Source organism: Sedimenticola hydrogenitrophicus (assembly GCF_029017505.1).
GTDB lineage: Bacteria > Pseudomonadota > Gammaproteobacteria > Chromatiales > Chromatiaceae > Sedimenticola > Sedimenticola hydrogenitrophicus_A.
Genome location: NZ_JAQGEI010000082.1, coordinates 1 through 2,017 on the forward strand (window position 1 = coordinate 1; position 2,017 = coordinate 2,017).

The following is a 2,017-nucleotide window of genomic DNA, read 5'->3' on the forward strand; positions in this document are numbered from 1 at the left end:
TGAGAGTCGCCAAGATAATCGATGGTTTACCCCCTCGTTCTGTCCAAAATACGTGATGGACACACAAAAACCCCCTCAAACAACTTGAACATTGCAGGAGGGGGCTGTCACCTTGTATTCGACCAAGAACAACAAGAGGACAGTCCCAATGTGCCACACCTTTCTCTCCGATACCAGGTTCTACCAGTTTCTCACTCAAATCGACCAGGATATTGCCGCTGAGGTACAGCGTGGCGGCTGCCCTCACTGCCTGGATGGCCCGCTCCACATTGCCAACTACCCGCGCAAGCCCCGCGGCCTTCGAGACGCACTCGATGACAGCTACCAGACCCGACAGAGTCTCTGCTGTGCTCGCGAGGGATGCCGGCGTCGCTGCACCCCACCGTCAGTGCGCTTCCTGGGCCGTAAGGTCTACCTTGGTGCCGTGATCATTCTGGTAACGGCGATCACACAGGGCCTCTCTCCCCGTCGTCGCAAAGCACTGGTTGAACAACTTGACCTCTGGCCCCAGACCATCGCTCGCTGGCGTCGCTGGTGGCGGGCCATCTTTCCCGCCAGTCGCTGTTGGCACAGTGAGCGCGGTCTGTTTGTCCCGCCGGTCGCTATCGGTGAGCTGCCGGGTGCACTGCTGGGTCGCCTGGCGGGTGTTGACCTGCGCCAGCGGTTGGGGCGATTACTGCGCCTTCTGATACCGATCACCAGCGCCTCATGCCCACCGGGGCTATCCGGCTCAATGAGGGGGGTGATGGATACGCAGAAGATGTGATCGCCGATGCACAGATGATCTGCCTACACTCCCGACCGACGGATTACCGGGAGTAATGACATGATCGATCAGAGAGACCTGGATGGCTGGGCGCGGTTCCGCTTCGCGATCATCGGCACCCTCTTGGCTGCACCGCCAGCAAAGGGGGAGCTGCGCCGCTCCCTTGAGGCGTTAGCCGAGCGCAGTTGGCCGCATCCGGTGACGGGTACAGCAACCCGTTTTAGCTTCACCACCATCGAACGTTGGTTCTATGCGGCACGCAACGCGCAAGATCCTATTGCCGCCCTGCGCCGCGAGGTGCGTGGTGATGCGGGTCGGTTCCGCACCCTGAGCGCCGCACTGATCGAGGCCATAGAGGCACAATACCGGCGCTATCCCGGCTGGACGGTGCAGCTGCACTACGACAACTTGGTGGTCTTGGCGAAGGAGCAGCGTGATCTGCAACCCTTACCCTCCTACAACACACTGCGCCGCTACATGAAAGCCCGTGACTTGCGCCGCAAGCATCGCCCCAGGCGCAACACCCCCGGAGGGGAACAGGCACAACAGCGATTAGCCAATGCGGAAGTGCGCAGCTATGAAGCCGACTATGTTCATGGGCTCTGGCATGCTGACTTCCACCATGGGTCACGGCGTATCATCACCGCCTCAGGGGATTGGGTTACCCCGCGACTGCTCTGCTTTATCGATGACCACTCCCGGCTGATCTGTCACCTGCAGTGGTATCTGGAAGAGACGGCAGAGGTACTGATCCATGGCCTCTCCCAGGCGCTGCAGAAGCGCGCGCTTCCCAGAGCCCTGATGACCGACAACGGTGCAGCGATGAAGGCGGAGGAGTTCACCGCAGGGCTGCATGCGTTGGCTATCGTACACGAGACCACTTTGCCCTACAGCCCCTACCAGAATGCCAAACAGGAGTGCTTCTGGGCCACCCTGGAGGGGCGGCTGATGGCGATGTTGGCGGGGGTGGAGGATCTGACGCTGGAGCGGCTCAATGAGATCACCCAGGCTTGGGTGGAACAGGCACACCACCGCACATACCACAGTGAGATCGCCAACACCCCACTACAGCGCTATCTGGATGCCGCCAACGTGGGGCGCGACTGCCCCGACAGCCAGACCCTGCGCAGCGCCTTTCGTTGTACAGCGCGGCGCAAGCAGCGCCGTAGTGATGGCACCGTCACGTTGCAGGGGATACGCTTCGAGATCCCCGATCGCTACCGTCATCTCGAACAGCCGATGCTCCGCTTC

2 protein-coding genes are annotated in these 2,017 nt (G+C 61.0%); both read left to right on the forward strand.

The genetic code is table 11. The features are described from left to right. The first annotated feature begins 148 nt into the window (after positions 1-148). The gene (locus tag O9K64_RS23275; protein ID WP_275100510.1) at positions 149-766 is read left to right on the forward strand and encodes a hypothetical protein; all 618 of its coding nucleotides are present in this window, start codon (positions 149-151) and stop codon (positions 764-766) included. Between the two features lie 60 nt (positions 767-826). Beyond that, positions 827-2,017 (forward strand): DDE-type integrase/transposase/recombinase (locus O9K64_RS23280; RefSeq protein WP_275100511.1); only part of this gene is annotated, 1,191 nt, incomplete at its 3' end.